The organism is Aminipila luticellarii (assembly GCF_004103735.1).
Classification (GTDB): domain Bacteria; phylum Bacillota; class Clostridia; order Peptostreptococcales; family Anaerovoracaceae; genus Aminipila; species Aminipila luticellarii.
In genome coordinates, this window is the sequence record NZ_CP035281.1 from 395298 (window position 1) to 420311 (window position 25014).

The window sequence follows — 25014 nt, forward strand, 5'->3', positions numbered from 1 at the left end:
ATTTCAGTGTAAATCTGCATCCTGTGTTGCGGAAAGAAACTGAGGATTTAAAACCAGGGCAATCCGCTGTAAGTAGAAAAGGAGAAGAATATGAAAACTATCTTAGGAAAGAAAATCGGAATGACTCAGATTTTCTCAGAAGCAGGAGAAGTTATTCCTGTAACAGTTATTGAAGCTGGTCCTGTAGTAGTAACTCAGGTAAAAACAGCAGCAACAGACGGCTATGAAGCGGTTCAGATCGGATTTGAAGATCAGAAGGCTCATAGAGTAAACAAGCCGATGACGGGCCACTTCAACAAGAATGGTCTTGGACTGAAGAAGCATTTGGCTGAATTCAGACTGGAAGACGGCGAAGCTTATGAGATTGGACAGACTATCACGGCTGCTGATTTTGAAATCGGTAAAAAACTGGATATAACCGGAACTTCAAAAGGTAAAGGCACTCAGGGTAACATCAAGAGACACGGACATCACAGAGGTCCTACAAGTCACGGTTCAAAGCATAAGAGACTTGCTGGCGCATTGGCAGCAGGTACTTATCCTTCAAGAGTATTTAAAGGAAATAAGGGTCCTGGTAGAATGGGTCGCGATACAGTGACAGTACAGAACGTTGTATTAGTAAAGGTTATTGATGACAGAAACCTGATGCTGGTAAGAGGTGCTGTGCCGGGTCCTAAGGGCGGCATTCTACGCATCCAGTATGCAGTAAAAGGTCAGGACAAATAGATAAAGACTTCAGAAAGGAGGAAGTAGAAAATGGCAAAAGTAACTATGCTAAACATGGCAGGAGCAGAAGTTGGAAGTATTGATTTAAACGATGCAATATTCGGTATTGAACCGAATCAGAACGCTGTTCATGCAGTAGTAAAAAATTATCTGGCTAACCAAAGACAGGGTACGCAGTCAGCTAAAAATAGAGGCGAAGTCAGAGGCGGCGGAAGAAAGCCTTTCAGACAGAAAGGTACTGGTCGTCACAGACAGGGTAGTTCAACAGACCCATCACAGATCGGCGGCGGCGTAGTATTCGCACCAAAGCCGAGAGATTACAGATATACAGTTCCTAAGAAACTGAGAAGACTTGCAATGAAGTCTGCTCTTTCCTCAAAGGTTGCAGAAAAGGAAATTATCGTACTTGATACACTGAACTTTGAAGCTCCTAAGACAAAGGAAATGATCAAAGTGTTAGGAAATGTAAAGGCTGCTAAGAAAGCATTGATCGTTATGGCTGAAAAGGATGAGAACGTTATCCGTTCAGCTGCTAACATTCCGGGAGTAAGAACCGCTTTAGTCGGGACAATGAACGTGTATGAGATCATCAATTACACAAGCTTCATCGTAACGAAGGAAGCGATCAATAAGATTGAGGAGGTGTATTCATAATGAGAACTGCTTACGACGTAATTATTAAGCCGGTTATCTCCGAAACAAGTATGGATAACGCACAGGAAAAGAAATACACTTTCAAAGTTGCTAGAGACGCTAATAAAACAGAAGTAAAATTAGCTGTTGAAGAAATCTTTGGTGTAGAAGTAGAAAAAGTAAACATCATGAATGTTCAAGGTAAAGTTAAGAGAATGGGAAGAAACGTAGGTAGAACTGCGGCTTCAAAGAAGGCGATTGTTACTCTTACTGATGGCAGTAAGGAAATCGAATTCTTCCAGGGTCTATAAGGAGGGACGAAAAATATGGGAATCAAAAAGTATAATCCGACCACTCCTGGATTAAGAGGAATGACGGTTTCAACATTTGAAGAAATTACAACGAGCACACCTGAAAAGTCTCTTACAGTAACTCTTAAGAAGCATTCCGGAAGAAATGTGAGAGGTAAGATTACAGTAAGACACAGAGGCGGCGGATACAGACCGAAATACAGAATTATCGACTTTAAGAGACGTAAGGACGGTATTCCGGGTAAGGTAACTACGATCGAATATGATCCGAACAGAAGTGCAAACATTGCATTGATCGTTTATGCAGACGGTGACAAGAGATATATTATTGCTCCTAACAAGTTACATGTTGGAGATGTTATTGTTTCCGGAGCTGATGCAGATATTAAAGTAGGAAATGCTCTTCCGCTTGCAAACATTCCGGTAGGTACTATCATCCACAACATTGAGATGAAGAGCGGAAAAGGTGCACAGCTGGTTCGATCAGCCGGTAACGGTGCACAGCTGATGGCTAAAGAAGGCGATTACGCTCAGGTAAGACTTCCTTCCGGAGAAGTTCGAAAGATCAGAATGGAATGCAGAGCGACCATCGGAGAAGTTGGAAATGGCGAACATTCTAACATTCAGATCGGTAAAGCAGGAAGAAAGAGACACATGGGCTGGAGACCTACTGTAAGAGGTTCCGTTATGAACCCGAACGATCACCCACACGGCGGTGGTGAAGGTAAGGCTGGAATCGGTCGAGTAAGTCCGGTTACTCCTTGGGGTAAGCCTGCTCTTGGTCTTAAGACTAGAAAGAAGAAGAAGGCTTCTAATCAGTATATCGTAAAGAGAAGAAATGAAAAATAGGAAGGAGCATAAATAATGGGTAGATCACTTAAAAAGGGCCCTTTCGTGAACGCTAAGCTTTTGAAAGCTATCATAGCAATGAATGAAGCTAACGAAAAGAAAGTAATCAAGACATGGTCAAGACCATCTACAATATTCCCACAGATGGTGGGGCACACAATTGCAGTGCATGACGGCAGAAAACACGTTCCTGTATATATCACTGAGGATATGGTAGGACACAGACTGGGAGAATTTGCTCCGACAAGAACCTACAGAGGTCACGCTGCTGATAAAACGACTAAGAAAAAATAAGTAAAGGAGATGTAAGAAGATGGAAGCAAAAGCAATTGCAAAATATGTAAGAATGTCTCCTATAAAACTAAAGCCGATTACTGATTTAGTAAGAGGAAAAGATTTAAATGAGGCACTTACCATTTTAAAATTCACGCCTGGTAAGGGTTCTGAAATAGTTGAAAAGGTTGTTAAGTCTGCTGCTGCAAACGCTGAAAACAACTTCGACATGAATCCGGATAATCTATATGTTGCTGAGGTTTATGCTCATCAAGGACCAACTATGAAGAGATGGAGAGCGGGAGCACAAGGTAGAGCATCAGTAATTCTTAAGAGAAGCAGCCACGTTGGTGTTACTCTTAAGGAAAGAAACTAAGATAGGAGGTTCATTGAATGGGTCAGAAAGTAAGTCCACATGGTTTAAGAGTGGGCATTATAAAAGACTGGGATTCCAAATGGTATGCAGACAAGAACAATTTCGCTGATTTTCTTGTAGAAGACCAGAAGGTTCGAGAATATGTAAAGAAGAAGTTATATGTTGCAGGCGTTTCAAGAGTTTTAATCGAAAGAGCAGCAGCCGGTAAGATTAAAGTTATCGTGCTGACTGGTAAGCCGGGTATGGTAATCGGAAGAGCCGGAGACGGTATTGACGCTCTTAAGAAAGACATCGTTAAGATGACTGGCAAAGAGGTAGAAATCAGCATCGTAGAGATCAGAAAGGTCGAAATGGATGCTCAGCTTACTGCTGAAAGCATTGCACAGGCACTGGAGAGAAGAATTTCTTTCCGAAGAGCCATGAAGCAGGCAATCGGAAGAACGATGAAATCCGGTGCAAAGGGTATTAAAGTTCTTTGTTCGGGAAGACTTGGCGGAGCTGAAATTGCCAGAAACGAAAAATACAGTGAAGGAAATGTTCCTCTACACACCTTAAGAGCTGATATCGATTATGGTTTCGCTGAAGCGGATACTACGTACGGTAAGATCGGTGTAAAGGTTTGGATCAATCACGGTGAAATCCTTGATAAAGGATTAAAGAGCGCTGTTCCTGAAGAAAAAGAAGGCAGAAGAGACAGACGTGACGGGGACAGAAGAGGCAGAAGAGACAGAAACGACGGAGACAGAAGACCTAGAAGAGACAGAGACGCTAAGCCTGAAGGTCCAAAAGCAGTAAACCCAAGAGTCAGAAAGTCTCCAAAAGTAGAAGCTGCCCCTGTAAGCGAAGCTGCTGCAGCTCCCGCTGAAGAAAACGTAGAAGTGACTGAATAATAGATAGAAGAAGCCGGGTACAAAATTTTATACGAAGATTGTATAAATTGTACTTGCGGCATTGAGAAAGGAGGAAGACAGCGATGTTAATGCCAAAGCGCGTTAAACGCAGAAGAGTCCACAGAGGAAGAATGAAAGGCGTTGCAACTAAGGGTAACAAAATTGCTTATGGTGAATACGGATTAATTTCAGAAGAATGTGGTTGGATCACCTCAAATCAGATCGAGGCTGCCAGAATAGCCATGACAAGATCTATCAAGAGAGGTGGTAAAGTATATATCGATATTTTCCCACACAAGCCGGTTACAAAGAAACCAGCTGAAGTACGTATGGGTTCCGGTAAAGGTGCTCCTGAATATTGGGTAGCAGTAGTTAAACCTGGTAGAGTCATGTTTGAGATCCAAGGGGTTTCAGAGGAAAAGGCCAGAGAAGCAATGCGACTTGCTATGCACAAGCTACCGGTAAAGTGCAAGTTTGCCATCAAAGGTCAGGAATTAGCAGAGGGTGGTGAAGCATAATGGAATTAAAGAAAATGAGAGAAATGACTGAGACTGAACTTACTGCTGAGTTAAAGAAGATGAAGAACGAATTATTTAATTTAAGATTTCAGCATGTAACAGGGCAGTTAGAAAACCCTATTAAATTAAGAGATACGAAAAAGCAGATTGCAAGAGTTAAAACCATTATCAGAGAAAAAGAACTTGAAAAGGTTCAGGGCTAATAGAAAGGAGGATGTAATATGACAGTTGAGAGAAACAGAAGAAAGACTAAGGTCGGTGTTGTGGTAAGTGACAAGATGGATAAGACTATCACTGTTGCTATGGAAGACTTCGTAAGACATTCCCTTTATGGAAAAGCCGTAAAGAGAACTAAGAAAGTCAAAGCGCACGATGAGAACAACGAATGCAATATAGGAGATAAAGTAAGAATCATGGAAACAAGACCTCTATCCAAGGATAAGAGATGGAGACTTGTGAACATTATTGAGAAAGTTAAGTAAGGAGGCACCAGATTATGATTCAGACAGAAACTAGATTAAAGGTTGCTGACAATTCAGGTGCGAAAGAACTTTTATGTATCCGTATTCTTGGCGGTACGAGCCGAAAGTGTGCGAATATTGGAGATGTAATTGTTTGCGCTGTTAAAGAAGCAACACCCGGCGGCGTTGTAAAAAAAGGCGACGTTGTAAAGGCTGTAATAGTAAGAACAAAGACTGGCGCCAGAAGAAGTGACGGTAGCTATGTAAAGTTCGATCAGAATGCCGCTGTAATTATTAAAGAAGATAAGAATCCGGTAGGAACTCGTATCTTCGGACCAGTAGCCAGAGAACTTAGAGATAAGAGCTTTATGAAGATCGTGTCATTGGCACCAGAAGTACTATAGGAGGTGTTATAAGATGCAAATTAAAAAAGGCGATACAGTGTTAGTTATCACTGGTAAAGATAAAGGAAAAAAAGGCAAAGTGCTGAAAGCAATGCCTAAAGAAGATAGAGTTGTCGTAGAGGGAGTCAACGTTCAGACAAAGCATCAGAAGCAGACGAGAACTGCAAAATCTGAAATTAAGCACGTTGAAGGACCGATCCACGTTTCAAACGTGATGTTCTACGATACTAAAGCAAAAGCTCCTACCAGAATTGGATACAAAGAAGAGAACGGTAAAAAGGTCAGAGTATCCAAGAAAACTGGAGCAGTAATCGATTAAGAAAGGAGGAGACGATTTTGACAGCTAGACTAAAAGAAACTTATAAAAACGAAATATTTAAGGCTATGATGGATAAGCATGGTTATAAGAATGTGATGGAAGTTCCTGTACTTGAAAAGATCACCCTTAACATGGGTCTTGGCGAAGCAAAAGAAAACGCTAAAATTATGGAAACTGCTGTTGAAGAATTAGCAATCATCAGTGGTCAGAGACCAGTCATCACAAAATCAAAGAAATCTATCGCAAACTTCAAGGTTAGACAGGGTATGCCTGTTGGAGCAAAAGTTACTCTGAGAGGAGATAACATGTTTGAGTTTGCTGACAAGCTATTTAACATCGCTCTTCCAAGAGTAAGAGACTTCAAGGGAGTAAGCAAAAACTCTTTTGACGGAAGAGGAAACTATTCCATGGGTATCAAGGAACAGTTGATCTTCCCTGAAATAGAGTACGATAAGATTGATAAGATCAAGGGCATGAACATTGTATTTACTACAACGGCTAAGACAGATGAAGAAGCTGCTTCATTATTGCAGTTACTTGGACTGCCGTTTGAGAAATAGAAAAATTAAGAGTGAGACGGCGTTGCCGCAAGGAAGTTTTTATATAATTTCCTCGACTTCGCTCGGAAATTATAGTAGGAGGTTAAGATGGCAAAGACATCTCTCAAAGTAAAACAGGCTAGAAAACCGAAGTTTTCTACTCGTGCATATACAAGATGCAAGATTTGCGGAAGACCACATTCAGTATTAAGAAAATATGGTATCTGCCGAATCTGTTTCAGAGAACTTGCTTACAAGGGAGAAATCCCAGGCGTTAAAAAAGCGAGCTGGTAATTTTTAAAATTGATTGCGGAGGCCTTTCGGGGAACCTCGCAAGGAAAGGAGAACATTCAGAATGACAATGACAGATCCAATAGCAGATATGCTAACAAGAATCAGAAATGCCAATACTGTAGGACACGCAACAGTTGATATTCCTGCATCAAAGATGAAAAAGTCCATTGCAGGCATTTTAACTGAAGAAGGATATATTAAAGGCTATGACGTTATTGAAGACGACAAGCAGGGCACTATCAGAGTTCAGATGAAGTATGGTGCGGATAAAGAAAAAGTTATTAGTGGAATCAAGAAGATTTCAAAGCCAGGTTTAAAGGTTTATGCAAAGGCTGACGAAGTGCCAAGAGTACTAGGAGGTCTGGGTATCGCTATTATTTCAACTTCAAACGGAGTAATCAGCGATAAAGAAGCAAGAAAGCTTGGAATCGGCGGAGAAGTAATCTGTTACGTTTGGTAGGAGGAATAGAAAATGTCAAGAATAGGTAAATTACCTGTTAACCTTCCTGCAGGCGTAGAGGTAAAGGTTGACAGCAACAATGTGGTTACTGTAAAGGGACCTAAGGGTCAGCTTTCAGAGACTGTGAGCAAGCTTGTAAAGGTTGAAATCGCAGACGGCGTTCTGACAGTAACCAGAGATAACGATAACAAAAGCTCAAGAGAACAGCACGGACTTGCCAGAACTCTTATTAACAACATGGTTACAGGAGTTACAAATGGCTATGAAAAGAAGCTTCAGCTGGTCGGCGTTGGTTACAAGGCTGAGAAAAAAGGCAAGAAGCTTGTGATGAATCTGGGATACTCCCATCCGGTTGAGATGGAAGATCCGGAAGGAATCACTACCGAAGTACCTTCTCCTACAGAAGTACTGATAAAGGGCATCGACAAGGCTGCAGTTGGAAACTATACTGCCAACATCAGAAAGTGGAGACGTCCTGAACCATATAAGGCAAAGGGTATTCGTTACGAAGGCGAAATTATCCGTCGTAAAGAAGGAAAGACTGGTAAAAAATAAGGAAGGAGTGAAATCAAATGGCAAAAGAAAGTAAGAATGATAGACGAGTAGCTAGACATGAAAGAGTAAGAAAGAACTTACATGGAACTCCTGAAAGACCAAGACTTTGCGTTTACAGAAGCCTTAAGAATATCTCTGTACAGATCGTTGATGATGTAAACGGTGTAACACTTGCTGCAGCATCAACAGCTGATAAGGAATTAAAGGCTAAGTGTGCTTATGGTGGTAACAAGGAAGCTGCTAAATTAGTTGGAACGGCTATTGCTGAGAAAGCAAAGGCTAAGGGAATCGAAACTGTATGCTTCGACAGAGGCGGATATTTATATCACGGAAGAGTACAGGAATTAGCAGAAGCTGCACGTGAAGCAGGATTGAAATTCTAACAGGAGGAAAAAGGAATGCGACAAAATATGATTGATGCATCCAAGCTAGACTTAAAAGAAACTATCGTTAACATCAGACGTGTTGCTAAGACTGTTAAGGGTGGTAGAAATATGAGATTCAGCGTATCCGTAGTTGTTGGTAATGGCGAAGGTTATGTTGGTGTAGGTCTTGGAAAGGCTCAGGAAATTCCTGAGGCCGTAAGAAAAGCTATCGAAGATGCAAAGAAAAATTTAGTATATGTTCCGACAGTGGGGACAACAATTCCACACAGAATTTTAGGAACATTCGGCGCAGGCAATGTATTGATCATGCCGGCTGCTCCGGGTACCGGAGTTATTGCAGGTTCATCCGTACGTATGGTACTGGAAGCTGCAGGATTGAAAGACGTTAGAGCGAAGTCCATCGGTTCAAGTAATACCGTAAATATGGCTTACGCTACACTGGAAGGTCTCAGAGGCTTAAAGACTGTTGAACAGATCAGCAGATTAAGAGGAAAGACTAAAGAAGAAGTTTTAGGATAGGAGGAAGAAACAAATGGCTAAAATGATTAAAGTAACTTTAACTAAAAGTACAATTGGAGCTCTTCCTCAACATAAGAAAATTGTTGAAGCTTTAGGTTTAAAGAAGATGCACAGTTCAAACGAAATGCCTGATTGCCCGCAAGCCCGCGGTGCTATCAAAAAGGTTGAGCATCTTGTGACTGTAGAAGAACTGTAGGATTGGAGGTGCGGGAAATATGAAACTGCATGAATTAAGAGCAGCCGAGGGTTCAACTAAGAACCGAAAGAGAAGAGGCCGTGGTACTGCTACAGGTCAGGGTAAAACTGGCGGCAGAGGTATGAACGGTCAGAAGTCCAGAAGCGGCGGCGGTGTCAGACTTGGCTTTGAAGGCGGTCAGATGCCATTATACAGAAGAATTCCAAAAAGAGGTTTTACTAATATTTGGAGAACAGAATATACAATTCTAAACGTTGATGACTTAAACAGATTTGAAGCGGGTACCGTTATCACCCCTGAACTTTTAGAAGAAACAGGAATGGTAAAGCAGGTTAAAGACGGAATTAAGATTCTGGGTGAGGGGACTCTGGAAAAAGGAGTCACTGTGAAGGCTCACAAATTTAGCAAAACTGCAATAGAAAAAATTGAGTCTGCCGGAGGAAAGGCAGAGGTGATCTAAGATGAGTATGTTTGGAACAATTGCTCATGCATGGAAAGTTCCGGATATTAGAAGGAAAATTATTTTTACCCTTTTAATGCTGGTAATTTTCAGAGTGGGCTCCAATATTCCGGTTCCCGGCATCAACCGAGACGTACTGTCTCAGATGTTCAGTAGCGGCACAGGATTATTTGGTTTGTTTGACCTATTCTCGGGAGGATCTTTCAGTAACTTTACCATATTTGCTTTAAGTATTACTCCTTACATCACTGCTTCGATTATTTTACAATTATTAACTATTGCAATTCCTTCCTTAGAAAGACTGGCTAAAGAAGGAACAGAAGGTAAGAAAAAAATTGCACAGTACACCAGATATTTGACGGTCGTGCTTGCATTTATCCAGGCTATCGGCCTGTCCGTTGGTTTGTTTAGAAAGGCATTGATCAGCACAGATTTCTTTTCAGTAGCAGTTATTGTGCTCACCCTTTCAGCAGGTACAGCATTCTTGATGTGGCTGGGCGAACAAATCAACGAAAACGGTATCGGAAATGGTATCTCCTTGATTATTTTCGGAGGAATCGTTGCCAGAATACCGACCGCGATTCATACAAATTGGATCAAATTTACTGCAGGTGAATTAAAAGCTATTACAGTAATATTGTTCTTTGTTTTCGCAGCCGTTGTTATAGTAGGAATCATTGAGATCCAACAGGGTCAGAGAAGGATTCCTGTACAGTATGCAAAAAGAGTAGTAGGAAGAAAGATGTACGGCGGACAATCAACCCATATTCCGCTCAAAGTAAACCAGGCCGGTGTTATTCCGGTAATCTTCTCCCTTTCCCTGTTGCAGTTCCCGTTGACTATAACATACTTTGCTCCAAACGCAGGCTTTACGGCCTTTGTTACAAAGTGGCTGTCACCGCACGGTGATCCGGGCGTATGGATTTACGCGATATTGAATGTTCTGCTAATCGTATTCTTTACCTACTTCTATACGGCGGTTACCTTTAACCCGCTTGAAGTGGCAGACAATATGAAAGCGAACGGCGGATTTATCCCCGGTATCAGACCGGGAAAACCGACCGTTGAATATTTAAATAAAGTAATGACAAGAATTACTTTTGTAGGTGCTATATTCCTTGCTGTTATCGCTACACTGCCGACACTGCTCAGCAGCTTTACTGCCATTGATGCCAGATTCGGCGGAACGTCTTTGCTGATTGCGACCGGCGTTGGACTGGATACGATGAAGGCACTTGAGAACCAAATGGTTATGCGTAACTATAAGGGCTTCTTGAAATAGCACATCCTATAAGTGGAGGAACACGAAATGAATTTAATTTTATTAGGCCCTCCGGGTGCAGGCAAAGGCACACAGGCGACCAGAATAATAGAAAAATATGGCATTCCGCATATATCTACTGGCGATATATTCAGAAAAAATATAAAAGAAGGAACAGCCCTTGGGAAAAAAGCTCAAGAATATATGAACAAGGGCGAGCTTGTTCCTGATGATTTAGTAATAGAAATAGCGACCACCAGATTGCTTGAGGAGGACTGTAAAGAGGGTTTCCTTTTGGACGGTTTTCCGAGAACTGTTTATCAAGCCGAAAAGTTAGACGAATTTTTAGAAGCGCATGGTAAAAAAATTGATAAGGTTTTAGACATCGCCGTGGAAAAAGAAGAATTAATGACTCGGTTGATTGGCAGAAGAGTTTGCAAGGCTTGTGGTGCAACATATCATATTGTGAACATGCCTCCTGCAAAAGAAGGCATCTGTGATGTTTGCGGCGGCGAACTGTATCAGAGAAGTGATGATACGGAGGAAACTGTAGCGAATAGAATTGAAGTGTACAACTCACAGACGATGCCGTTAGTTGACTACTACACAGAAAAGGGAAATATCGCCCATATTGATGGAGCAGCCGGCCTTGACAACGTATTTACTGCCATTGTAAACGTGTTAGGAGAATAAGCAATGATCATCATCAAATCAGAACAAGAGATTGACATAATGCGCGAATCCGGTAAGGTTACAGGTTATATCCTCAGAGAATTAGAGAACTTTATAAAGCCGGGTATGTCCACCATGGATGTAAACCACTTTGTAGAGCAGACAATTCTTAAAAATCATATGATTCCTACTTTCAAGGGGTATTATGATTATCCTGCCGCTGCATGCGTATCTGTAAACGAAGAAGTCGTTCATGGAATTCCTTCCAAAAAGAGAATTCTTCAAGAGGGAGACATCGTCAGCGTAGATGTAGGATCGACCTACAGAGGATATGTAAGCGATGCCGCAAGGACTTATGCCGTAGGAAAAATCAGCGAAGATGCTGCGAAATTGATACGAGTTACCAGAGAAAGTTTCTTTGAGGGTCTGAAATTCTGCAAGGTAGGATACAGACTGTCAGATATATCTCATGCCATTCAGGAAAAGGCAGAAGGAGAAGGCTGCTCTGTAATAAGAGATTTTGTAGGTCATGGTGTTGGAAAGAATATGCATGAAGATCCGCAGATTCCCAACTATGGCAGACCGGGAAGAGGACCGAGGTTAGCAGCGGGTATGGTATTTGCCATCGAGCCGATGATTACTCAGGGAACCTATGAGGTGGATACCCTTCAGGATAACTGGACAGTAGTTACTCAGGATGGCAAACTGGCAGCACATTATGAAAATACTGTTGTTATTACGGATGGTGAGCCCGAGTTGCTTACCTTATAAATAAGGAAGGTGTAAATTATATTATGGCGAAAAAAGACGTCATCGAAGTATTGGGTACCGTTGTAGATGCACAGCCAAACGCCATGTTTGTGGTGAAGCTCGAAAATGGATACGAAGTACTTGCACACATTTCAGGAAAAATCAGAATGAATTTCATCAGAATTCTTCCCGGAGACAGGGTAAAGGTGGAGCTTTCACCTTATGATCTGACCCGTGGAAGAATCACATGGAGAGATAAATAAGAGGAGGTTTAAGATGAAAGTTAGAGCATCAGTTAAACCAATCTGCGAAAAGTGCAAGATAATCAAGAGAAACGGAAAAGTAATGGTTATCTGTGAAAACCCAAAGCACAAGCAGAAGCAAGGTTGATATAATTATCATTTAAGTTAGAAAAGTTAAAATGGATTACCCCGTTTATATTACGCTGCCGCAGGGTTTGCGTGACGGAAGATGGGAGAAGGAGGAATTTATGGCTCGTATAGCCGGAGTAGATTTACCTAGAGAAAAAAGAGTAGAAATTGGACTTACGTACATTTTCGGTATCGGAAGAAAGTCATCCAACGCTATTCTTGAAAAGGCTGGCATCAATCCTGACACAAGAGTTAAAGATTTAACTGAGGATGAAGCCGGTAAAATTAGAAAAATCATCGAACAGGAATACCTTGTAGAGGGTGATTTAAGAAGAGAGGTTTCTTTAAATATAAAGAGACTGATGGAAATTGGCTGCTACAGAGGTATCAGACATAGAAGAGGTCTGCCTGTCAGAGGACAGAAGACAAAGACAAACGCCAGAACCAGAAAAGGTCCGAAGAAGACTGTAGGTAGAAAGAAGAAAAAGTAAGGAGGTAGGAAATCATGGCTAAGACTGTAAAGAAAACAGTTAGGAAAAAGAGAAGAGAACGTAAGAACATTGAAAAAGGCCAGGCACATATCCAATCCACCTTTAACAATACTCTTGTTACTCTTACAGATTTAAACGGTAACGCACTGTCATGGTCCAGTGCAGGAGCTCTTGGATTCAAAGGATCCAGAAAGTCAACTCCTTTCGCAGCTCAGATGGCTGCAGAAGAAGCGGCTAAAGCTGCAATGGAACATGGTTTAAAGACAGTAGAAGTATACGTAAAGGGACCAGGTTCCGGACGTGAAGCTGCTATCAGAGCATTACAGGCTGCTGGTCTTGAAATCAATATGATTAAGGATATTACACCAATTCCTCATAACGGTTGCAGACCGCCAAAGAGAAGAAGAGTTTAATTGAAGGGAGGAGTAATTTAGAAATGGCAAGATATACAGGTGCTAACTGCAGGTTATGCAGAAGAGAAGGTCAGAAGCTTTTCTTAAAGGGCGAAAGATGTTATAGCTCAAAGTGCGCTATTGATAGAAGAAGTTACGCTCCTGGACAACATGGTCAGGCAAGAAAGAAAATGTCTGAATATGGACTTCAGTTAAGAGAAAAGCAAAAGGCTAAGAGATTCTACGGCTTGTTAGAAACTCAGTTTAGAAATTTATTTGAAAAAGCTGCAAAGAAAAAGGGAATCACTGGTGAAAACCTTTTAATTATGCTGGAAACAAGACTTGACAATGTAGTATTCAGAATGGGATTTGCATCATCAAGAAAAGAAGCAAGGCAGCTGGTAACACACGGACACTTTACTTTAAACGGTAAGAAGGTAGATATTCCTTCACTGGAAGTAAAAGCAGGAGATGTGATCAAAGTCAAGGAAAAGAGTCAGAATTCACCTAAATTCAAGGAAGTGAAAGAAATGGCAATCAGCGTACCGTCATGGATTACAGTTGATGTCGAAAAGCTTGAAGGAAAGGTTGTTGCTATTCCAAGAAGAGAAGAGATCGATACTCCGATTGCAGAGCATCTAATCGTCGAATTATATTCCAAATAATATCTTAAGGATATGGGATATTTTGGAAGAAAAGGGAGGGTTTTTTAGTGATAGAAATCGAAAAACCAACAATAGAGTGTATATTCTCAGAAGAAGATGCGAATTATGGTAAATTTGTAGTAGAGCCCCTTGAAAGAGGATATGGTACTACACTCGGAAACAGCTTAAGAAGAATCCTTCTTAGCTCCCTTCCGGGTGCGGCTGTAACATCTGTTAAGATCGATGGTATTCTTCATGAATTTTCAACGATCCCCGGCGTAAAGGAAGATGTTACGGAAATAATATTAAATCTCAAGAAATTGGCTGTCAGACTGAACGGTGAAAACACCAAGAGAGTTATTATTAATGCTGTAGGACCAAAAGAAGTAACTGCTGCAGATATTATCGGCGATATGGAAATGGAAATCTTCAATCCCGATTTGCATATAGCAACACTAGAAGAAAATGCAACACTGGTTATGGAAATAAACTTGGCAAGAGGCAGAGGCTATGTCCCTGCTGAACAGAACAAGACTGAAAACACACCAATCGCAGTGATTCCTGTGGATTCAATATATACACCAGTTAGAAAAGTGAACTTTACGGTTGAAAACACGAGAGTCGGTCAGGTGACAGACTACGATAAGCTTATTCTGGAAATCTGGACAGACGGTTCCATAGCTCCGGAAGAAGGTGTGTCCATTGGAGCCAAGATCATGCAGGAACATCTGAACTTGTTCATTGAGCTTACGGACGCGACAGATTCTATGGAGATCATGGTAGAGAAAGAAGAAGACCAGAAAGAAAAGGCTCTGGAAATGACGATTGAAGAGCTGGAGCTGTCAGTACGTTCCTTCAACTGCTTAAAGCGAGCTGCAATAAATACAGTAGAGGAGCTTACTCATAAGTCCGAAGAGGATATGATGAAGGTTAGAAATCTGGGTAAGAAATCCTTAGACGAAGTAAAACACAAACTTGAAGAATTAGGCCTTGGATTACGACCAAGCGACGAATAAGCAATAACGAATAAGCGATAATCGGTGGCGAAGGATTTTTTGTCTAATGCAAGAAAGCCAGATTGCGAGGAGCGGAACATACATAGGGTATGTGAGTACCGGAGCAAACTGGCTGATAAAGCAGCAGGCAAAAAAGACAAGCCAGGAAAGGAGAATAGTTATGCCAGGATACAGAAAACTAGGCAGACCTACTGCTCATAGAAAAGCAATGCTTAGAAATATTGTTACTGACCTTTTCAGAGAAGGACGTATTTCTACAACTGACTGCAGAGCAAAAGAAGCCAGAAGAGAAGCTGAGAAGTTGATCACACTTGCTAAACGCGGTGATCTTCATGCCAGAAGACAGGTTCTTGCGTATGTATACGACGAAGACGTTGTTACAAAGCTATTTGATGAAATAGCTCCAAAGTACAGTGAAAGAAACGGTGGTTACACAAGAATCTTAAAATTAGGACCAAGACAGGGAGACTGCGCAGAAGTAGTATTCTTAGAGCTTGTATAAGAAAGAACTGAGGGTGCGCAGTTAATTTGCGCACCCATTTTTTAATATTGAATATAACAAGCAGTGCTTGATGGAATAAATAGATGAAAGAGATCATTCAAATAGAAAACTTAAAATTTTGTTATGTCAGAGAAGCCGACCAGATTTCCGTAGAAGCCGTAAAAGATGTTTCTTTAGAGGTGGAGAAGGGAAGCTTTGTTGCGATAATCGGCAGAAACGGCTCCGGAAAATCAACGCTGGCAAAAAATATAAATGCCCTGCTGCTTCCCACCGGCGGAGCGGTATATGTAAAGGGCTTTGATACAAGAGACGACGAGCATCTCTGGGAGATTCGCCAAACGGCGGGCATGGTCTTTCAAAATCCGGACAACCAGCTGGTATCCTCCATCGTGGAGGATGATGTGGCATTTGGCCCTGAAAATATGGGCATTCCCCCGGAGGAAATCCGCCGGCGGGTAGATAATGCCCTAAAAGCGGTGAACATGTATGAACATCGAAAAAAGGCTCCGCATCTGCTTTCGGGAGGCCAGAAGCAACGGATCGCCATTGCGGGAGTCGTGGCCATGATGCCGGACTGCATTATTTTTGACGAACCTACAGCTATGCTGGATCCCAAGGGAAGGGACGAGGTGATGTCTATTATAAGAAATCTGCATAAGGATGGTATCACTGTTATTTTGATAACACATTTCATGGAAGAAGCAGCAGATGCAGACCGTGTTATCATCATGGATAAAGGAGAAATCCTTTTAAACGGAACTCCTGTAGAAATATTTTCGGAAGCGGAGAAAATCCGAGATCTGGGGCTGGATGTTCCGGTAGTGGTCGATTTGGCAGATCGATTAAGAAAAAAGGGAATAAGGATTCCTAAAAATATTATTCGTACGGAAGAAATGGTAGAGTATTTATGTCAATACAAGTAAAGAATTTGAAATACGTATACAGTGAAAACATGCCATTTGAATCGATAGCTTTGGATGACGTGAGTTTTGAAATAAATGACGGCGAGTTCGTGGGCATTATCGGGCATACCGGTTCGGGCAAATCCACTTTGCTGCAGCATTTGAACGGTTTGCTGAAACCCAAATCAGGGAATATTGTAATCAGCGGCGTGGACATTACCGCTCCGGGTGTTTCCATGAGAGACATAAGAAGAAAGATCGGTCTGGTTTTTCAATATCCCGAATATCAGTTGTTCGAGGAAACCGTAAAGCAAGATGTCGCTTTTGGCCCGTTGAATTTGGGTCTGAGTCAGGAGGAAGCAGACCTTCGTACCAGAGAAGCCATAGAGCTGATGGGGCTGGACTACTCAGAAATTGCGGAGAGGTCGCCCTTTGACCTGTCCGGCGGCCAAAAACGCAGGGTAGCTATAGCCGGCGTCATAGCTATGAAGCCTGAAGTACTTATTTTGGATGAACCGACGGCAGGACTGGATCCGAAAGCGCACAAGGAACTGCTGGAGGTCATCCAAACCATTCATAAAGAACAGGGAAGCATTTTAATTTTGGTATCCCATAACATGCGGGATATTGCAAGGCTGGCTGATAAGGTTCTGGTACTGGATAAGGGGAAGCTCTCCATGTGGGGAACGCCCAGAGAGGTATTTGCCAGAAGAGAAGAATTGAACGAAATAGGACTCAGTGTGCCGCCGGCAGCGGAGATTTTGTACAGGCTCCGGGATAAGGGCATGGAAGTCAATCCCAATGTTTTAACGATAGAGGAAGCTGTGGAGGAATTAATGAAGAAATTATGATTAGAGACATCACATTAGGACAGTATTACCCCGGCAGCTCGCTCATTCACAAGCTGGATTCGAGAGTAAAGATCACGGGAACCTTCCTATATATCATTGCGCTATTTGTAGTAAGTGACTTTATAGGCTTTGCTATAGCGGCGCTTGCCCTTGCTATGGTCATAGGCATTTCAAAGGTTCCGTTCAGTTTCATTGCCAAAGGCTTAAAGCCGGTATTTTTAATTATTGCGTTTACCTTTCTGATCAATATGTTTATGACTGGCGGAAAAACACTGGTTCAAATTGGATTTTTAAGGCTGACGGAAGAAGGTCTTTATAATGCCTGCTTTATGGGCATCAGATTGATCCTGTTGATATTCGGTTCCTCTGTATTGACGTTGACCACGAAGCCCATCAGCCTGACGGATGGTATTGAATATCTTTTAAAGCCGCTTAAAAAGGTAGGCGTTCCGGCGCATGAACTGGCTATGATGATGACGATTGCCCTCCGGTTCATTCCCACTCTTCTGGAGGAAACCGATAAAATCATGAAAGCACAGATGGCCAGAGGAGCAGACTTTGAAAGCGGAAATCTGATGAAACGAGCTAAAAGCCTTGTTCCGTTACTGGTGCCGTTGTTCATAAGCGCTTTTCGTATCGCGCAGGATCTGGCTATGGCTATGGAAGCCAGATGCTACAGAGGGGGAAAGCATCGAACCCGTCTGCATGAAATGAAGATGGCAGGCCGTGATCTCGGTGCATTGACAATACTTGCTTTGTTTTTGGCATTAATTATTTTTGAGTCGCGTATAATATAGAAAATATAGATACAAAGGGTTGATTAAGTGAGACATTTACATCTTTTGCTGATAGCTTTATCGTTATCAGTAGTTTTCGTATTTATCCTTATAGTGGGGCCTGATACAGAGAGCGCTCTGCTTCATAAGGACAAAGAGCCGGCAGTCAAAACAAATGCAGCGTCTCAGGGCGATGCAAAGGAGAATGCATCTCCGGAAGCTTTAGGTACGGAGGAGCAGTCTGCATACGAAAAAGAGCCTCTCCAATACGGGTTTGATTTAAAATATACGAAATACCTGGTCGGAAAGCCTTATACATATATGGTAAATGGGCAAAAGCGGTATTTTCAATTTAATGTTATGCGGGAGAAAATAGATACGGCCGAAAAAGCCGCAGGCAAGTATCGGTTGACTTATATCGATAATTATAAAAACAGAAATGGAATGGCCCCTAAGTATAAAGGTGGAGAAGAGGATTCCCTGGGAAACAGCAGAGGTGCGTCAGCCCCTGCCTATGCCAGTATAGATCAATTAGATGAATTTGTATACCTGGCAGATGGGACGCTGGTAGAGATACTGGAGGAGGATCAGGAATACACTCTGATAGGTCTTGTGGGGACAGAGCAGGAATATTCTGTTCCAAGTCGGTACGTCGCTTCGAAGGATGCTTTAAAAGGCCTGAAAAAGGCTATTGTGGTAGACCGGACCAATCAAAATATAGCCACCTTTGAAAAGGAGAAGGATAATTGGAATATTACATCCTATAGCATGGCAACTACAGGAAAAGTGGGAGATTATCATCAGCCGACACCTTTGGGGTATTATTATGCCATAGAGAAGAAGCCTAAATTTTTTTATGTAAAAGATGGAACAGATAAAATAGAAGGCTATGCCCCGTACGCTGTGCGCTTTACGGCAGGTGCGTACATTCACGGAGTGGCAACAAGTTACAAATATACGGAAAGCGGAACGAAAATAGATCCGGGTATCCATGAATTTTCAAACAGTATAGGAACCGTGCCGCTTTCCCATAAATGTGTGAGAAATTATACGTCTCATGCCAAATTTATATACGATTGGTATGAGCACGGAAAAACCATCGTCATTGTAATTTAATCAGAGGGACAGGAAAAAATCATGAGACAGAGAAAAGCAAAAAATATGGAAGAACGATTGGCAGCCTGTTCAGCGTATTCCATAGCAGACGGACAAAAGATGAAAGGCTCGTGGAAGAGTGTGTTTCAGAACGAAAATGATATCTACATGGAACTGGGATGCGGCAAGGGACAATTTGTCTTAAAGCAGGCAGAGCTTCATCCGGACAGGAACTACATAGCAGTAGAAGGGCAGGAAAGTGTTGTGCTTCAAGCTTTAGAAAAAGCAGCGGCAGCAAACATTCCGAATATAAGGTTTCTTTCAGCTTTTATGCGGGATGTGACCGAATATTTTGAAGAGGGCGAGCTTTCGGGCATTTATTTAAATTTCAGCGATCCCTGGCCTAAAGAAAGGCATGCAAAAAGGAGGCTGACCCATTCCAATTTTTTGAAGGGTTATGCAAGGGTCGTTAAAGATGGCGGCATCCTGGAATTTAAAACAGATAACGATTCGCTGTTTGAATTTACCATTCAAGAAATAAAGGCAAATGATTATGAGATCATAGAATACAGTAGGGACCTCCACAATTCTGAATTTCTTTCAAGGCATGTGACGACAGAGTATGAAGATAAGTTCAACGCACTGGATAAAAATATAAATTTCGTGAAAGTTATCCTGTGAATGGAAAAAAGTGATAATACCGTTTAGGTTTATCACTTTTTTCAGCTTGAGGATATTACAATAAATGTTAAAGTACTTAGAATTTAATATAATCCGCAGGATTTACCAGGTTACCGTCCTTTTGCATTTCAAAATGTAAATGTGAATCCTCGGAAGACTCAAATAGACTGGTATTCCCTATTCCGCCTATAATGTCTCCTTTCTTGACCACATCACCGGATTCCACCAGAATTTTATCGGACAGATTGGAATAGGTCGTAATAAATCCATTTCCGTGATTGATCTTCACCGTATATCCAAGGCGATCGTCCTTGCCGGTCTCCACTACCGTTCCTGCTGCTGCTGCCTGAACTCTTGCGTCAAGCGGTGCCGCAATATCCACCCCATTATGAACCATGTATTGATTTAAGGTTTTCGAATAAATTGGTAATTCTGTGGAATACTCTAATGTTATAAGACCATCTACAGGGGCAGTCCAAGCAGAAGAACCGGAAGGATTACCAGTGTTTTCTTTCTGAACGTTTGACTGAGAATTGTCTTGGCTGTCTACAGTGGGAACCCGTTTGGTCACACTTCTGTCTTTGGATTCATCGTTTTGAGGAACCGAAATGTCCGTGTTATCTGATAAATTAATTTTATCCAAGCTTGATTTTACCGTAAAAACTGATGCAAGGGCAACAACGCTGAAACAAAGTATCATAGCTACAGCAGCTTTATCCATTGGCTTTTTCTCTTTTATATTATGTCGCATAATTTACACCTCCTTATTGTATTATTGCCTTATTGCGGTTTTTCATACTTTGTAGTATAATGTTTTATAATTTTATAAAGGCGAGGTAGATAGATGAGTGAGTTTATAATGGCACAGCAAAACGGAAGAAATATTCCGTTAGAAGATAAAGTTTTTGGAATTAATCGTTTGGCAAAGGAAATGATTGCTGAAAAAGGAAAAGAAGCAGTAATGAATGCGACTATCGGCGCTTTGCTTTCCGATAGTAAAGATTTAGTGGTACTTTCTTCCGTTGTAGAGGTTTTGAAAAACCTGGAGCCTGCGGACTATGCCGAATACGCACCAATCGGCGGTACTCCGGAGTTTAGAACAGCTATCAAAAAAGCAGCGTTTGGAAAATACAAGCCGAACTGCTTTACAGAAGCAGTTGCAACACCCGGAGGAACAGGAGCCATCCGGAACGCTATCGATAATTATTCAAAGATCGGAGATCAGGTGTTAACGTCTGACTGGCACTGGGCGAACTACGATTCCGTTGCAAATGAAATGGGAAGAAGTGTAGTAACGTATAATCTTTTTGACGGAGAGGATCAGTTCAACATTGCAGGATTGAAAGAAAGAGCAGAAGAACTCTTGGCAAAGCAGGAAAGCTTGGTGATTATTATCAACACGCCAGCGCATAATCCCACCGGATATTCTCTTACACTTGAAGATTGGGACAACCTGCTCAAGGCCGTAAAGGGCACCGCAACGCCGGACAAAAAGGTTACGCTGGTAGTAGATGTGGCCTATATCGATTTTGCGGGAGATCCGGATGAATACAGAGAGTTTCTTCCTAAGCTGGAAAATCTTCCTTCAAATATCCTTCCGATAATTGCCTACAGTGCTTCAAAGACCTTTACTATGTATGGCATGCGGTGTGCCGCTATGATCTGCATGACGCCGGTCAAGGAAATTGCGGAAGAGTTTGTGCGGGTCTGCCAATTCTCCTCCAGAGCTTCCTGGTCTAACTGTACGAGAGCGTCTATGGTGGTCCTTTCTAAAATATATGAAGACAGCACATTGCTTGCAAAGGTGGATCAGGAGCGAAGCTTTTACTGTGACCTTCTGCTGAAAAGAGGCAGAGCTTTCGCAGAAGAAGCGGACAAGGTAGGTTTAAGGATTGTTCCGTTTGATGCCGGATTCTTTGCTTCCATTCCTTGTGAAAATTCCGATGAAATCAACAAGAAGCTTCAGAAAGAAGGCATCTTCCTTATTCCGCTGAAAAAGGGACTCCGGGTATCGATAGCTTCTATAACTGAAAAAGAATGCAGAGAGCTGCCTGCAAAGATTTTAGCAGCCATGGAATAGGAACGAAAACATGCGAACGATTATATGGTTTATATATTTTTGGCTGTATTTGATCATGATTTATCCGAAACAGCGTTATTTTGAAAAACGGAAAAAGGCAGGGTTCAATGATCTTGAAGGGATTAATCAGGTTGTCCAGGATTGGGCAGCCCGATTGTTAAGGATGGCAGGGGTGACCTGTACGGTAAAGGGACTGGAAAATATACCGAAGGATCAGCCGGTACTTTTTACCAGCAATCATCAAGGCTATTTTGACATTCCTCTGATGATTACCCGGCTGGATAAGACCAATCCGCTGGTGGCCAAAAACAGCATAGAGAAAATCCCCTTTATATCAAATTGGATGAAGCTATTTGACTGCCTGTTTCTTGACAGGGAAAATGCCAGACAATCTGTACGGGTCTTTGGAGAAGCAGAAAACCTCATCCGCCAAGGCAGATCGGTTATCATCTTTCCGGAGGGAACCAGAAGCAGAAAGGATGAAGCGGGAGAGTTTAAAGAGGGTGCTTTTAAAATTGCTTTAAAAACAGGAGTCCCTATCGTTCCCGTAGCAATCGACGGATCCTACCGGGCAATGGAAGCAAACGGCATGTGGATCCATCCGGCAGATGTCCGGATAACGGTATTGCCGCCCATTGATCCCGCTTCTCTTTCAAGAGAGGAAATAAAGCATCTGGGTGTTTCTGTCAGGTCCCAAATCATGGAGTGCAACCAGAATCCGAATCCTGATGAAGGCAGGCAGGATGAAAAAGCAGTGTATCAATAAATATTGTTTAGTACGATTAAATCCTTTAGGAGTTTATTTCTAAAGGATTTATTTTTTTAAATTAAATTGGAATAAGATTTTAAGTGTGTTATGCTATATCCAGTATTTAGATTGTTAGGGAGGAATCTGTATGATGGAAGGTCATGAGGAGAACCTGTTAAAAAAATTTGGAGCGATAGAAAAAATGCTGGAATTGCTGAACGCTTTTACAGCCAGCCCATATACCTATTCAGCAAAGGAATTGAGTGAGAAGCTGGGGTTTACAAAACCGACTGTTCATAGAATTCTAAATGCATTGGAGAAGGAGAATTACGTAAGGCGCAGCTTTGACGGCAAATATACCATAGGATATAAGGCCTATCAAGTGGGCATGATATATGCCAATAACACAGATCTCTATATGGAAATCCGAAAGGTCATAGAAAATATAGCCGGTTCCACGGGAGAACAAGTGGGATATGCTGTTTTGGAGGGTACGGACGCCTTAAGCATCTATGAATCCCAAATGCAGGATTCCCGAATACGGTATGTAGCCGGGGCTGTCTATCCGATTAACAGCGGCTGCTATGGAAAAGTGCTGATGGCGTTTTCCCATACCGAAGAGGAGCTTTGTGAAATCGTTCCCAAATTGGAATTGAAGCAGGTATCCCGCGGAGCCATCATGGATCCTCAAGAGCTGTTGGAGGAATATCGGAACATCCGAAAAAGTGGATACGGAGAAAGTGCGGACGAATATCTGGACGGCACGGTGGGGCTGGGCGTTCCGGTGTTCAAGCAGAACGGAAGCCTGGCCGGCTGCATCTCGCTTGGCGCCATTAAATCAGACCGATTCTGCAAGCTGCGGGAGCAATATCTAAAAGAATTGTTTAAAGGAGCCGGCCAACTAAAAAATGTTATCTGGTAAGTAACTATATTACGTTTTATAGAAGGAATACTGTAGTTTTACAACAGGCAAAATTACAGTATTTTTTTGTATTTAAGACCTGTTAAAGGAATATAATAAATACTTCACACCTATCAAAATTTTCTAAAAATTGTTGACCAAAACAAAAAAAGGTGCTACACTTAGATAAAAAATACAACAGTCCATATTGCAAAACAGATTCCGTGATATGGACTTAATAAATTAAATGATTTCTACAAAAAATATTAGGAAAAAGGTAGGAAGAAGAATATGTTAGATATTATCATTGAAGGCGGCAGCTACCCCGATTATGGCAAAGGAACCTTCGCAGCTGGAGATCTTGGAATAAAGGACGGAAAAGTGGTGGAGATTGGAAATATAAAGACTCCGGCACAAAGGAGGATCCATGCTGCGGGGAAAATCGTGTCTCCCGGCTTTATAGATATTCATATGCATGAAGAGGACTTTCTTCAAGAGGGAGAACAGTTCGTCATAGCAGATATGATGCTGAAAATGGGAGTGACTACCTGCTTGGGCGGAAATTGCGGTGTGCAGCATCAGGACTTGGAGGTTTTTAAGGATACCATCAACAGACTGGGGGGTTCTCCTGTCAATTACCTCATGCTGGTGGGATATAACGCCTACCGAAAGAAAGTTGGAGCAGGCCCCTATACAAAAGCGGACGCAGAACAGCAGAAAATACTGTTGGATAAGATGAAACAGCAGTTAAAGCAGGGTGCTTATGGATTTTCCTTTGGTATTGAATATGATCCCGGCATGGATATAGACGAAATCATGAATGTGCTGAAAAGTTTTGAAGATAAAAATCTATTTGTTTCGGTTCATTACAGATCAGATGCGGCTAAATCAATAGAGGCCATCAAGGAAATGGTGCGCATTGCCGATCAGTCTCAGATGAAATTCCAGATTTCACATTTAAGCAGCTGTACGGCTATGGGATGGATGACTGAAGCGTTGAACTTGATAAATCAGGAGATGGATAAAAACCCAAAATTAAATTACGATACCTATCCTTATTGCGCTTTTTCAACAGAAATCGGCTCTGCGGTCTTTGATGACGGCTGTTTTGACATCTGGGGAAAATCCTATGACAGCATTCTGCTGACAGACGGAGAATACAGGAACCGGTATTGTGATAAAGAGCTGTTTGAAAAGGTGCGGAAGGAGCATCCGGAGATGCTGGTAGTAGCATTTGTAATGAATGAAGAGGAAATAGCTCAAGCCATTGCAAATCCGTATGGAATGATAGCCAGTGACGGGATTATCAATCATGGAAAAGGACATCCCAGAGCTGCCGGAACCTTTCCGAGAGTATTAGGTAAATATGTGCGGGAAGATAAGGTTCTGCCTTTAATAGACGCTTTGAGAAAAATGACGCTGGAACCGGCAAAAAGGCTGAACCTCAATAAAAAAGGCTGTATTTTTGAAGGCTGTGACGCAGATCTTACCATCTTTGACCCGGAAAACGTAAAGGACGGAGCAGACTTTTCAGAATCCGATCTTCCCCCGGAGGGAATCGACTATGTTATTGTAAATGGAAAAATTGCAGTGGATCACAACCAGATAAAAAATAACCGGGCCGGCAGGTTCATTTCGTATGAAATGATGCCGGAGGGTTCAATATAGATATATATCATATTAAGCTGAAAATCTGCAGAGGAAAGCTTCGG

The 25014-nt window shown here is 41.9% G+C and carries 40 protein-coding genes; 39 read left to right on the forward strand and 1 reads right to left on the reverse strand.

What is annotated here, in order from left to right; all coding sequences use genetic code 11:
* Positions 1-90: 90 nt before the first annotated feature.
* The 35 genes from rplC (at position 91) to trmB (ending at position 19573) form a co-directional block, all read left to right on the forward strand.
* On the forward strand, positions 91-726 hold the full coding sequence (rplC, locus tag EQM06_RS01760) for a 50S ribosomal protein L3 (protein WP_128744707.1): 636 nt from the start codon (positions 91-93) through the stop codon (positions 724-726).
* 30 nt (positions 727-756) lie between these two features.
* Entirely contained in the window at positions 757-1380 is a 624-nt protein-coding gene (rplD, locus tag EQM06_RS01765; protein ID WP_128744708.1) for a 50S ribosomal protein L4, read from the forward strand.
* Positions 1380-1670: a 50S ribosomal protein L23 gene (rplW, locus tag EQM06_RS01770; RefSeq protein ID WP_128744709.1), complete on the forward strand. Its 291-nt coding sequence runs from the start codon at positions 1380-1382 to the stop codon at positions 1668-1670. Before rplD ends, rplW begins: the two co-directional genes overlap by 1 nt.
* Positions 1671-1685: 15 nt before the next feature.
* On the forward strand, positions 1686-2519 hold the full coding sequence (gene rplB, locus EQM06_RS01775) for a 50S ribosomal protein L2 (RefSeq protein ID WP_128744710.1): 834 nt from the start codon (positions 1686-1688) through the stop codon (positions 2517-2519).
* A gap of 15 nt (positions 2520-2534) precedes the next feature.
* Complete coding sequence (rpsS, locus tag EQM06_RS01780; protein ID WP_128744711.1) at positions 2535-2813, forward strand: 30S ribosomal protein S19; 279 nt, start codon at positions 2535-2537, stop codon at positions 2811-2813.
* A 19-nt stretch (positions 2814-2832) separates the two neighbouring features.
* Positions 2833-3168: a 50S ribosomal protein L22 gene (gene rplV / locus EQM06_RS01785; RefSeq protein WP_128744712.1), complete on the forward strand. Its 336-nt coding sequence runs from the start codon at positions 2833-2835 to the stop codon at positions 3166-3168.
* 17 nt (positions 3169-3185) lie between these two features.
* Positions 3186-4058, forward strand: a complete 873-nt coding sequence (gene rpsC, locus EQM06_RS01790; RefSeq protein WP_128744713.1) for a 30S ribosomal protein S3 — start codon at positions 3186-3188, stop codon at positions 4056-4058.
* Between the two features lie 83 nt (positions 4059-4141).
* Positions 4142-4576 (forward strand): 50S ribosomal protein L16, encoded by a 435-nt coding sequence (rplP, locus tag EQM06_RS01795; protein ID WP_128744714.1) that lies wholly within the window; start codon positions 4142-4144, stop codon positions 4574-4576.
* A complete protein-coding gene (rpmC, locus tag EQM06_RS01800) occupies positions 4576-4779 on the forward strand; it encodes a 50S ribosomal protein L29 (RefSeq protein ID WP_128744715.1) in 204 nt (67 codons plus the stop codon). Before rplP ends, rpmC begins: the two co-directional genes overlap by 1 nt.
* Positions 4780-4797: 18 nt before the next feature.
* Positions 4798-5058, forward strand: coding sequence for a 30S ribosomal protein S17 (rpsQ, locus tag EQM06_RS01805; RefSeq protein WP_128744716.1), 261 nt, complete (start codon positions 4798-4800; stop codon positions 5056-5058).
* A 14-nt stretch (positions 5059-5072) separates the two neighbouring features.
* Positions 5073-5441, forward strand: coding sequence for a 50S ribosomal protein L14 (gene rplN / locus EQM06_RS01810; RefSeq protein WP_128744717.1), 369 nt, complete (start codon positions 5073-5075; stop codon positions 5439-5441).
* 13 nt (positions 5442-5454) lie between these two features.
* Positions 5455-5760, forward strand: a complete 306-nt coding sequence (rplX, locus tag EQM06_RS01815) for a 50S ribosomal protein L24 (protein WP_128744718.1) — start codon at positions 5455-5457, stop codon at positions 5758-5760.
* 17 nt (positions 5761-5777) lie between these two features.
* Positions 5778-6320: a 50S ribosomal protein L5 gene (gene rplE, locus EQM06_RS01820; protein ID WP_128744719.1), complete on the forward strand. Its 543-nt coding sequence runs from the start codon at positions 5778-5780 to the stop codon at positions 6318-6320.
* 87 nt (positions 6321-6407) lie between these two features.
* Complete coding sequence (locus EQM06_RS01825) at positions 6408-6593, forward strand: type Z 30S ribosomal protein S14 (protein WP_128744720.1); 186 nt, start codon at positions 6408-6410, stop codon at positions 6591-6593.
* A 61-nt stretch (positions 6594-6654) separates the two neighbouring features.
* Positions 6655-7053 (forward strand): 30S ribosomal protein S8, encoded by a 399-nt coding sequence (gene rpsH / locus EQM06_RS01830; RefSeq protein WP_128744721.1) that lies wholly within the window; start codon positions 6655-6657, stop codon positions 7051-7053.
* 12 nt (positions 7054-7065) lie between these two features.
* Positions 7066-7608, forward strand: a complete 543-nt coding sequence (rplF, locus tag EQM06_RS01835) for a 50S ribosomal protein L6 (RefSeq protein WP_128744722.1) — start codon at positions 7066-7068, stop codon at positions 7606-7608.
* A gap of 17 nt (positions 7609-7625) precedes the next feature.
* Positions 7626-7991 carry a 50S ribosomal protein L18 gene (gene rplR, locus EQM06_RS01840; RefSeq protein WP_128744723.1) on the forward strand — a complete coding sequence of 122 codons (366 nt, stop codon included), beginning with the start codon at positions 7626-7628 and terminating at the stop codon, positions 7989-7991.
* A 15-nt stretch (positions 7992-8006) separates the two neighbouring features.
* Positions 8007-8513: a 30S ribosomal protein S5 gene (gene rpsE / locus EQM06_RS01845; protein WP_128744724.1), complete on the forward strand. Its 507-nt coding sequence runs from the start codon at positions 8007-8009 to the stop codon at positions 8511-8513.
* Between the two features lie 13 nt (positions 8514-8526).
* Positions 8527-8709 carry a 50S ribosomal protein L30 gene (gene rpmD / locus EQM06_RS01850; protein WP_128744725.1) on the forward strand — a complete coding sequence of 61 codons (183 nt, stop codon included), beginning with the start codon at positions 8527-8529 and terminating at the stop codon, positions 8707-8709.
* A gap of 19 nt (positions 8710-8728) precedes the next feature.
* Entirely contained in the window at positions 8729-9169 is a 441-nt protein-coding gene (rplO, locus tag EQM06_RS01855; RefSeq protein WP_128744726.1) for a 50S ribosomal protein L15, read from the forward strand.
* Between the two features lie 7 nt (positions 9170-9176).
* Positions 9177-10451 (forward strand): preprotein translocase subunit SecY, encoded by a 1275-nt coding sequence (gene secY / locus EQM06_RS01860; RefSeq protein ID WP_128744727.1) that lies wholly within the window; start codon positions 9177-9179, stop codon positions 10449-10451.
* 27 nt (positions 10452-10478) lie between these two features.
* Positions 10479-11123, forward strand: coding sequence for an adenylate kinase (locus EQM06_RS01865; protein WP_128744728.1), 645 nt, complete (start codon positions 10479-10481; stop codon positions 11121-11123).
* Positions 11124-11126: 3 nt separating this feature from the next.
* Complete coding sequence (gene map, locus EQM06_RS01870) at positions 11127-11873, forward strand: type I methionyl aminopeptidase (RefSeq protein WP_128744729.1); 747 nt, start codon at positions 11127-11129, stop codon at positions 11871-11873.
* Positions 11874-11896: 23 nt separating this feature from the next.
* Positions 11897-12115, forward strand: a complete 219-nt coding sequence (gene infA / locus EQM06_RS01875; RefSeq protein WP_128744730.1) for a translation initiation factor IF-1 — start codon at positions 11897-11899, stop codon at positions 12113-12115.
* Between the two features lie 13 nt (positions 12116-12128).
* Positions 12129-12242, forward strand: coding sequence for a 50S ribosomal protein L36 (gene rpmJ, locus EQM06_RS01880; protein ID WP_128744731.1), 114 nt, complete (start codon positions 12129-12131; stop codon positions 12240-12242).
* A gap of 100 nt (positions 12243-12342) precedes the next feature.
* Positions 12343-12714, forward strand: coding sequence for a 30S ribosomal protein S13 (gene rpsM, locus EQM06_RS01885; protein ID WP_128744732.1), 372 nt, complete (start codon positions 12343-12345; stop codon positions 12712-12714).
* Positions 12715-12728: 14 nt separating this feature from the next.
* On the forward strand, positions 12729-13127 hold the full coding sequence (gene rpsK, locus EQM06_RS01890) for a 30S ribosomal protein S11 (protein ID WP_128744733.1): 399 nt from the start codon (positions 12729-12731) through the stop codon (positions 13125-13127).
* A 23-nt stretch (positions 13128-13150) separates the two neighbouring features.
* Positions 13151-13771: a 30S ribosomal protein S4 gene (rpsD, locus tag EQM06_RS01895; RefSeq protein ID WP_128744734.1), complete on the forward strand. Its 621-nt coding sequence runs from the start codon at positions 13151-13153 to the stop codon at positions 13769-13771.
* 47 nt (positions 13772-13818) lie between these two features.
* Positions 13819-14766 (forward strand): DNA-directed RNA polymerase subunit alpha, encoded by a 948-nt coding sequence (locus tag EQM06_RS01900; RefSeq protein WP_128744735.1) that lies wholly within the window; start codon positions 13819-13821, stop codon positions 14764-14766.
* A 160-nt stretch (positions 14767-14926) separates the two neighbouring features.
* The gene (gene rplQ, locus EQM06_RS01905; protein ID WP_128746761.1) at positions 14927-15268 is read left to right on the forward strand and encodes a 50S ribosomal protein L17; all 342 of its coding nucleotides are present in this window, start codon (positions 14927-14929) and stop codon (positions 15266-15268) included.
* Between the two features lie 83 nt (positions 15269-15351).
* The gene (locus EQM06_RS01910; RefSeq protein ID WP_128744736.1) at positions 15352-16191 is read left to right on the forward strand and encodes an energy-coupling factor transporter ATPase; all 840 of its coding nucleotides are present in this window, start codon (positions 15352-15354) and stop codon (positions 16189-16191) included.
* The gene (locus tag EQM06_RS01915; protein ID WP_128744737.1) at positions 16176-17021 is read left to right on the forward strand and encodes an energy-coupling factor transporter ATPase; all 846 of its coding nucleotides are present in this window, start codon (positions 16176-16178) and stop codon (positions 17019-17021) included. The genes EQM06_RS01910 and EQM06_RS01915 overlap by 16 nt, the downstream gene beginning before the upstream one ends.
* A complete protein-coding gene (locus EQM06_RS01920; protein ID WP_128744738.1) occupies positions 17018-17818 on the forward strand; it encodes an energy-coupling factor transporter transmembrane component T family protein in 801 nt (266 codons plus the stop codon). The genes EQM06_RS01915 and EQM06_RS01920 overlap by 4 nt, the downstream gene beginning before the upstream one ends.
* 27 nt (positions 17819-17845) lie before the next feature.
* Complete coding sequence (locus EQM06_RS01925; RefSeq protein WP_205666574.1) at positions 17846-18913, forward strand: L,D-transpeptidase; 1068 nt, start codon at positions 17846-17848, stop codon at positions 18911-18913.
* 21 nt (positions 18914-18934) lie between these two features.
* Positions 18935-19573, forward strand: coding sequence for a tRNA (guanosine(46)-N7)-methyltransferase TrmB (gene trmB / locus EQM06_RS01930; RefSeq protein WP_128744740.1), 639 nt, complete (start codon positions 18935-18937; stop codon positions 19571-19573).
* Positions 19574-19649: 76 nt separating this feature from the next.
* Here trmB and EQM06_RS01935 read toward each other — a convergent pair whose 3' ends face one another.
* Positions 19650-20324, reverse strand: coding sequence for a M23 family metallopeptidase (locus EQM06_RS01935; RefSeq protein WP_128744741.1), 675 nt, complete (start codon positions 20322-20324; stop codon positions 19650-19652).
* A 93-nt stretch (positions 20325-20417) separates the two neighbouring features.
* On the opposite strand from EQM06_RS01935, the gene EQM06_RS01940 reads away from it, so the two are divergent.
* The 4 genes from EQM06_RS01940 (at position 20418) to EQM06_RS01955 (ending at position 24970) form a co-directional block, all read left to right on the forward strand.
* A complete protein-coding gene (locus EQM06_RS01940) occupies positions 20418-21653 on the forward strand; it encodes a pyridoxal phosphate-dependent aminotransferase (protein ID WP_128744742.1) in 1236 nt (411 codons plus the stop codon).
* Between the two features lie 10 nt (positions 21654-21663).
* The gene (locus EQM06_RS01945; RefSeq protein WP_128744743.1) at positions 21664-22419 is read left to right on the forward strand and encodes a lysophospholipid acyltransferase family protein; all 756 of its coding nucleotides are present in this window, start codon (positions 21664-21666) and stop codon (positions 22417-22419) included.
* 130 nt (positions 22420-22549) lie between these two features.
* A complete protein-coding gene (locus tag EQM06_RS01950; protein ID WP_128744744.1) occupies positions 22550-23323 on the forward strand; it encodes an IclR family transcriptional regulator in 774 nt (257 codons plus the stop codon).
* A 270-nt stretch (positions 23324-23593) separates the two neighbouring features.
* Entirely contained in the window at positions 23594-24970 is a 1377-nt protein-coding gene (locus EQM06_RS01955; RefSeq protein ID WP_128744745.1) for an amidohydrolase family protein, read from the forward strand.
* Positions 24971-25014 lie beyond the last annotated feature (44 nt).